General features: G+C 62.7%; 6 protein-coding genes. 1 reads left to right on the plus strand and 5 read right to left on the minus strand.

Going from position 1 to position 6,479, the window contains the following annotated elements; all coding sequences use genetic code 11:
• Positions 1-268: 268 nt before the first annotated feature.
• A complete protein-coding gene (locus G565_RS25140; RefSeq protein WP_211227234.1) occupies positions 269-583 on the minus strand; it encodes a hypothetical protein in 315 nt (104 codons plus the stop codon).
• 272 nt (positions 584-855) lie between these two features.
• On the opposite strand from G565_RS25140, the gene G565_RS26920 reads away from it, so the two are divergent.
• Positions 856-1,089 (plus strand): hypothetical protein, encoded by a 234-nt coding sequence (locus G565_RS26920; protein ID WP_157600174.1) that lies wholly within the window; start codon positions 856-858, stop codon positions 1,087-1,089.
• 250 nt (positions 1,090-1,339) lie between these two features.
• On the opposite strand, the gene nadS is transcribed toward G565_RS26920, so the two are convergent.
• The 4 genes from nadS to G565_RS0119940 are packed head-to-tail and all read right to left on the minus strand — an operon-like array spanning position 1,340 to position 6,284.
• Entirely contained in the window at positions 1,340-1,630 is a 291-nt protein-coding gene (gene nadS, locus G565_RS0119925) for a NadS family protein (RefSeq protein ID WP_028672394.1), read from the minus strand.
• Positions 1,623-1,943, minus strand: a complete 321-nt coding sequence (locus G565_RS0119930; RefSeq protein ID WP_028672395.1) for a type II toxin-antitoxin system RelE/ParE family toxin — start codon at positions 1,941-1,943, stop codon at positions 1,623-1,625. Before G565_RS0119930 ends, nadS begins: the two co-directional genes overlap by 8 nt.
• Before the next feature lie 40 nt (positions 1,944-1,983).
• The gene (xerC, locus tag G565_RS25145; RefSeq protein ID WP_157600175.1) at positions 1,984-3,090 is read right to left on the minus strand and encodes a site-specific tyrosine recombinase XerC; all 1,107 of its coding nucleotides are present in this window, start codon (positions 3,088-3,090) and stop codon (positions 1,984-1,986) included.
• A 2-nt stretch (positions 3,091-3,092) separates the two neighbouring features.
• Positions 3,093-6,284 carry a CHC2 zinc finger domain-containing protein gene (locus G565_RS0119940; RefSeq protein WP_028672396.1) on the minus strand — a complete coding sequence of 1,064 codons (3,192 nt, stop codon included), beginning with the start codon at positions 6,282-6,284 and terminating at the stop codon, positions 3,093-3,095.
• Positions 6,285-6,479: the final 195 nt, after the last annotated feature.

Raw genomic sequence — 6,479 nt, forward strand, 5'->3', positions numbered from 1 at the left:
TACAGGAACCCATCTAACAACACCGACGCGGCCGTAGCGTTAACTTCGCTACAGCCCAGTGCACATGCGGCTTTCAGATCGAGGAAGGCGGTCATTCGGCCACTGTACCAAGTTACAGACCCCAAGGCACTTTTTCGCTTAGCTCCGGCTCAGCGCCGTGACGCGCGCGGCCGCGCTTGCACTGTGTAAGCTGCTGTTTTCACTGGGGTTTGTACTTATCCCAACCCTATGGTGGGGCTGGCAGCGCTCGCCCCCAGGGCTTTTTCTTTTAGCCGCTGCTTTGAAGCCTCGCTCCCCCGCCGGTCAGCTTGCGCGTCTTTTCGCGCAAGGTGTCCGGGCCGTAGTGCGGCCGGTACCAGTGATGGTCGTCGCCGTCGGCCACCAGGCCCATATGTTCTAGCAGGCTCCGTTCCCAGCTTCCCGGCCGACGCGACCCGTCGGCGATGCTGGCCAGGACGGTGTCGACCAGATCCTGGACGTTGTTCATGGGATTGACCGCCCCGTGCCGCTTGTGCAGTTCGACGATGTAAGCCAGCTCCTTCAGGACTTCGGGGTGAACGGTGACCGTGATGGCGTTTTGCATACCTGGGCTCCTTGAGTGGTGGTGGGTTGCCGCTTCCAACCAGCAGCGCGCGCAGGCCCGTCAAGGCTGCGCAGCACCGCGCTTGCGCGGCTTGGCCTTGACGGGTTGAGCACGCTGCTACCCTGACCGGCAACCCAGCGCCACGTTTTATACGGTGGCACCGTACCGTCCCCCAGCGGGGGGTTGGGGGGAGAGGTGTGTTTTTAAGCGCGGCTTGCCGCCACCCTGTTGGGGTTGAAGCCCCCTTGGGGGTTTGGGGGTAAAAACAGGCCATGCGGCCAGCCCGACCTGACCGCCCGTTAACCGCTGCAACGCCCTGGGGGCACCGCTGGATGGCTAACCCCATTGATGCCGCCAGGGGTACCCGACGCGGCGGGCAGGGGTTTTCGGGCGGGGAGGCGAGCTTGCGAGCCGGGGGGAGGCATGGCTGGAGAGCGGCCGCTCAGGTGGGCGTGGCGCTTGCCAGACTGCGTGATGACACTGCTTTGGATGATGTTGCTTTGTGAACCGAAGCCCCGCGCTCGGCCTTACCTGCAAGCGCCATGACCGCCTGTGCAGCCACCTTTTTTCCTGTGCCGTGCATCGCACGGCCGGGGCCGAAGGGCCCGCCTGGTAGGAGAACCGACCTCCCCGGACCGCCATCAGCACGAGCCTGGCGCCTTGGCTTGCGGGGTTTATTGCAAGCCATGTGACAGGCGGACTGTCTTAACCACGGTCTTGGTGGTCCGGGGCAAGGAACCGCCCCTTGGCCGGGGATTATCCGTGCAGGGCTTTAACAGCGTGCTCCGGGTCCGCCGCCAGGATGCGCAACAACGCCTTGGCCGGGCCGGTCGGGTGTCGCCGTCCCTGCTCCCAGTTCTCCAGCGTCCGTTGGCTGACGCCGATCAGCACGGCGAAGCGCCGTTGGCTCAACCCGGTATGTTCCCGAATGGCTTTCACCTCCGGTTCCGGGTATTCGGTAATACGCGCTGCCGGCCGTTGTCCCTGGACGATCTCGTCCATCTCTTGCACGCTGACCAGCAGTTCGTCGAACAGGGCGTTATCCATCTGACCACCTCTCTACGATCTGTCTCAGGGCTGTTTTCTGGTCCGGCGTCAGGTCTTCCCGTTCATTCTTGGGGTAGACGTACAGCATGTATAGATGCTCGTCCGCCGTCATCCAGTAGTAGATGACCCTGACACCACCGCTCTTACCCCGACCCTCCTGTTTCCAGCGCATTTTCCGCAGGCCGCCGGTTCCCTGGATCACCGGGCCCAGGTCGGGACGGTTCACCAGGGCTTCCTGCAGCGCCTTGTACTCGTCGTCGCTCATCAGTTCGACGATGCGCCGGGTGAAGATCGGGGTTTCTATGAGGACCATGAGGTAAAGTATACGCCATTGGCGTAGCCAGTCCAGTCGATCATTTCAAGTCTCCTGTGTCCGTGCCGTATGTTCGCCCGTCGCTCGGACTCTCCTCGTCTTCGCTTTGCGCGTCCAGCGCCGCCAACAACGCCATCCGCTCCTGCCCGTCCCGGCCCTTGACCGTCCGCAGCTTCGCCGGGTGCGTCGCGGCGTGGATCTCGCTCAGCTTGTCGATACTCACCCGGGTGTAGATCTGAGTGGTGTTCAACTCGGCGTGCCCCAACAGCGCCTGGATGTAGCGGATGTCCGCTCCGTTCTCCAGCATGTGCGTGGCGCAGGCGTGCCGGAACAGGTGGCAGCCGCCCTGCTTTTGGATGCCGGCGGCGTCCAGCAGCTTGCGCACTTGGTAACCCATCAGGCCCCGGTTGAACGGCTCGCCGAAGTCGGTCAGGAACAGGTGGTTGGCGTGTTTCGGGCCGACCAGCTCGGAGTAGGCTTCGTCCAGGTATTTGACGATCCAGGCGTGCGCCCGTTCACCCAGCGGGACCACCCGGTCCTTGTTACCCTTGCCGGACCGGATCGTCACGGTCCGGCGGCGGTGCTCAAGGTCGTAGATCGACAGATTGCACAGTTCCATGCGCCGCATCCCGGTGGCGTACAGCACTTCCAGCATGGCCCGGTCGCGCAGCCCTTCGGGCCGCCCCAGGTCCGGCTGGCCGAACACCCGGACGATCTCGTCCGGTTCCAGGATGGCGGCGGGCAGCCGCTGCGGCCGCCTCGGGATCTCCATTTCGCTCGCCGGGTTGCCGGGCAGGTAGCGCTCCCGCGTCAGCCACTTGAAGAACCCCTTCAGCGAGACCAGCAGCGACTCCTGGGCGGTGATGCCCAGGGCCTGGCCGTTGCGCTTGCGGTAGTGGAACAGGTGGCGCTGGTAGCGCTCCAGGATCGGCAAGGTGATCTCTCTGGGGTCGTCCAGCCCGCGTTCGTCGCACCAGTCGATGAACCGCCGGATGCTGGCGTCCCGCGTCTTGGTGGTGTCCTGGGAGACGCCCTTGATCGCCCGGCCCCATTCCAGGTAGCGCGCCAGGTACGGGTAAATCCCGTTGTGCTCGACCCGGCGCTTGCGGTCGATCTCGGGCATGCGTTGCTTGCGTCTCAGGGCCATGCTTATTGCCTCCGGTCGGCGGCTGTCGCGACTAAGGGCGCGGCTAAAGAAGAAGGGGTGGCGGTTTCATGCAGGTACGATGGATCGCTTGAGTGACACGCCTTATAAGTGTTTGCCACGAAGTCGAACTGCTGTTCGCCGCAACCCGCCTGGGCACTGGCTTTCCCGTCATTTTCCGAACCCGACACCCCGCCGACCTGGGGCCGACTTGGCCCCGACTGGCTCTTTCCAGACCCCGACCGGTTGGCGTCGTAGTCGTGTTTTTCGCCAGTGCTGCCCCTTTGGCGCAGGCGTTCCGGGTCGATCAGGCCCATCAGGTGCTGTTGCCCGCCGTCCTCGTCGGTGTCGGGTGCGTCATAGAGCAGTTCATAGTCGAACGATTGCCCGCGACCACCTCGATGCACCAACAGGTACTCCATGTCTTCCAGCCGCTTGCAGTGGATTTTGAGCTGGGTGTTGCCCCACCCGGTCGCCTCCCGGATCCGCTTGCGGCTAAAGCGATAGTCCCGTTGCTCGATGCCGTCGCGCTGGCACGCCTCGGCGACCATCCTTTGTATCTCCCGCAACAAGCGCCGCGTCTGCGGCGGCAACTCGTCCAGGGTCTTGCCCAGCACCTCGTGCGCCAGGCGGTTGGCCGTGGCGATGTCGTCCAGTGTGACCTCGATGTAGTCCAGGCCCGGCTCAGTCGGGTCCGACGATGGTAAGTGTTTTGTGTCACGCTGGTACTGGTGCAGCAGCGCAATGCTGTCGATCAGCGTCAGGTACTTTTCGTGGTCGCGTCGCGTGCGGGTTTTGTCGTCCAGGAACGTCAACTGGTCGGCGTAGGGGTTGATCACGGCCAAGGGTTTTAGCAGGCGTTGAACGTTGTGGTGCACTTTAAGGACGTGTTGCTTTTGCTGCTTGAGCTGTAGACCTTCCAGGGTTCTTCGAGCCCTCTGCGCCCGGTGGATCGCCTGCGTCTGCTCCCGGCTCTCGTTCACGGTCAGCACCACGCAGCGGTTCAACAGCTCCTCGTCGATGTCGATGGCCGTGGTGGTCAGGAACAGCATCACCGGGCCTTCGACCTTGTATTCTCGGGTGACCAGCTGGCCCGTGTTGTCGTCCTTGCCGGTACTGGCGATGGTCACCTCGCCTTCCGATTGCAGCAGTTTTAACGCATAGCTGGCGTTGTGCGCCCCCTCCTCCTCGCTGATCGCGAGGATTTTGTGTTTCAGGTTGGTCTCGCCCATATAAAACAGGCTTTGGCCGGTCATGGCGCTGTATTGCACCCGGTCTTCCTCGGGCATCAGCGCCAGGATGGCATCCATCAAGCTGCTTTTACCGGCGGCGCTGCTGCTCTGGATGATCACGGCCAGCGGTCGCTCCATCCGGCGACTGGTACACGCCAGGTAACCGGTCAGCTTGTTGATGTCTTCGCCCACCACGCCGGCGCGCTCGAAGTCCACCAACACCCGGTCGAGCAGGTCCGGGGCTTGCAACAGGTCCAGCGCGGTCTGGCGTTCCTCGGTGCTCAACTCGTCCGGCCGGGCCGCTTTGTCGGTGGCGTCCTCGTCCCGTTTCGCCAACTGGTCTTCCAGCGTCAGTAGCACCTTGGCCAGGTCTTTTTTGATGACCTCGTCGGCCACGCCCAGTTCGCCGCTCGCCTGGTTGATGAACACCTGGCGCTGCTTGCTGCTGTACAGGTCCAGCTTGTCCATGTGGAACAGGTCGCTCTCGGTCGAAGTGACCATGAGCTGTATTTTCAACTGGTCGTAGCGGCCGCTCGGGTTTTGCTCCAACCCGCGCACCCGATAGATCCGCGTGCCTCGGGTGATGAACAGCTCGTGGTCTTTGACTTCCACCTCGATGTCGGCTTGCGGCGACGGCGGCACCGGGCTGGCTTGGGTGTCGATCTCGGGCAACAGCGGTTCAGTCTCTGGAGACGGTTCCGGCGGGGTCGGCTCGGCGACCTGTTCAGGTTGGGGTTCCGGGGCTGGTTCAGCCTCAAGAGAAGCGACTAAAGAAGGAAGGGGTTTGGCGGTGATCGGGGCCGTTTCCGGCTCGGTCGTCAGCCCCGGGGCCTGTCCATTACCCAACCACTCCGCCTTTCTCAACACCAGGCCCAGCGCTTTCTGCGGCGGAGTCATCTGCGTTGCATACTGGTTCGCGTCCATGCCCTTGGGGAACAACACCCTAAAGCAGTCCAACCCCTGCTCCATCAGTTTTCCGGCCAGCGTCGAAGCCGCCTTGTTCCCCGCCTCGTCCCGGTCGTAAGCGATCAGGACCCGTTTGATGCCGTGATCGAGCAAGGCTTGCATCAGATCATCAGTGAAGCCATTCACGCCATAGCTGCAAGTCACGTGACGGAAGCCCCAGCGCCAGAACGTCAGGGCGTCGATCAGGGACTCGCACAAGATTACTTCCTCGGTGTCAGCCAGGCCCTCGACGTTGAACACGCCCCGGTGCGGTCCGGGCAGGTAGGTGTGCAGCGGCGAGGCCTTGTTCAGGTTGTCCCGGACCTTGCGGCCATAGGCTTCGGTGATATTGCCCTGCGCGTCCGTCACCGGGATGACCAAGGAGCCGGTAAAGTGCTCGTGCCCGGACTCGCGGAACACGCCCAGCCTCTGCAACCGCGACCGGATCGCCGCCCCGGCCTTGCGGTTCTTATGCGGCAGCCGCAGGCCCAACGTGCGGTTGGCGTAGCCCAGCCTGAAGCGCTCGATCAGCGCCGCATCGTCCAGGCCGCGCTTTTGCAGGTAGGCCAACACCTCCGAGTCTTCTTTCAGGGTCTGGTGGTAGTAGTCGATCACCTGGTGCAGCAGGGCCTGGTCGTCGGCGTCCACACTGACCGGGGCATCGAGCTTGGGGGTGCTGGATCGTTTCAGGGGCTTGGCCGTGGCTTCCATGGCGGCTGAACCGGCGACTAAAGAAGGAATGTCGTTTTTCAGCAACTCGACCGCGTGTCTAAAACTCACGCCCTGGATTTTCATCACCCAGTCGATCACGCTGCCGCCAATGCCGCACGCGCCCAGGCAGTGCCAGAGGTTCTTCTGGGGGCTGATCACCAGGCTCGGCGTCTTGTCGTTGTGGAAGGGGCAGTGGCCCACGTAGTCCGCGCCCTGCTTCTTCAAGGCCACGCCCGAGCCCTCGACCAGGCGGACCAGGGACACCTGCGCCTTGATGCGGTTGATCGTCTCGTCGCTGTAGCGTGCCATGGCCTTTTCTCCCAAAACCCTGTCAACCCGATATACAAAAAATGTATCATTTATTTATCGGACAGAAGCATATACACTATATGTATATATCGTCAAGCACCGGAGCGGAGTGATGGAAAACCGGGGTTACACTGGAGGGCATTGTCATCGATGGGAACAACCAGCAATGCCGAAGCAAGACATTGATCAGCTGAC

This window comes from Saccharospirillum impatiens DSM 12546, from assembly GCF_000423605.1.
Classification (GTDB): Bacteria; Pseudomonadota; Gammaproteobacteria; order Pseudomonadales; family Natronospirillaceae; genus Saccharospirillum; species Saccharospirillum impatiens.

Bases quoted from the DNA above. Each gene is read 5' to 3' on its own strand.
- G565_RS25140 (WP_211227234.1), bottom strand. From the start codon at position 583: ATGCAAAACGCCATCACGGTCACCGTTCACCCCGAAGTCCTGAAGGAG.
- G565_RS26920 (WP_157600174.1), top strand. From the start codon at position 856: ATGCGGCCAGCCCGACCTGACCGCCCGTTAACCGCTGCAACGCCCTGG.
- nadS (WP_028672394.1), bottom strand. From the start codon at position 1,630: ATGGATAACGCCCTGTTCGACGAACTGCTGGTCAGCGTGCAAGAGATG.
- G565_RS0119930 (WP_028672395.1), bottom strand. From the start codon at position 1,943: ATGGTCCTCATAGAAACCCCGATCTTCACCCGGCGCATCGTCGAACTG.
- xerC (WP_157600175.1), bottom strand. From the start codon at position 3,090: ATGGCCCTGAGACGCAAGCAACGCATGCCCGAGATCGACCGCAAGCGC.
- G565_RS0119940 (WP_028672396.1), bottom strand. From the start codon at position 6,284: ATGGCACGCTACAGCGACGAGACGATCAACCGCATCAAGGCGCAGGTG.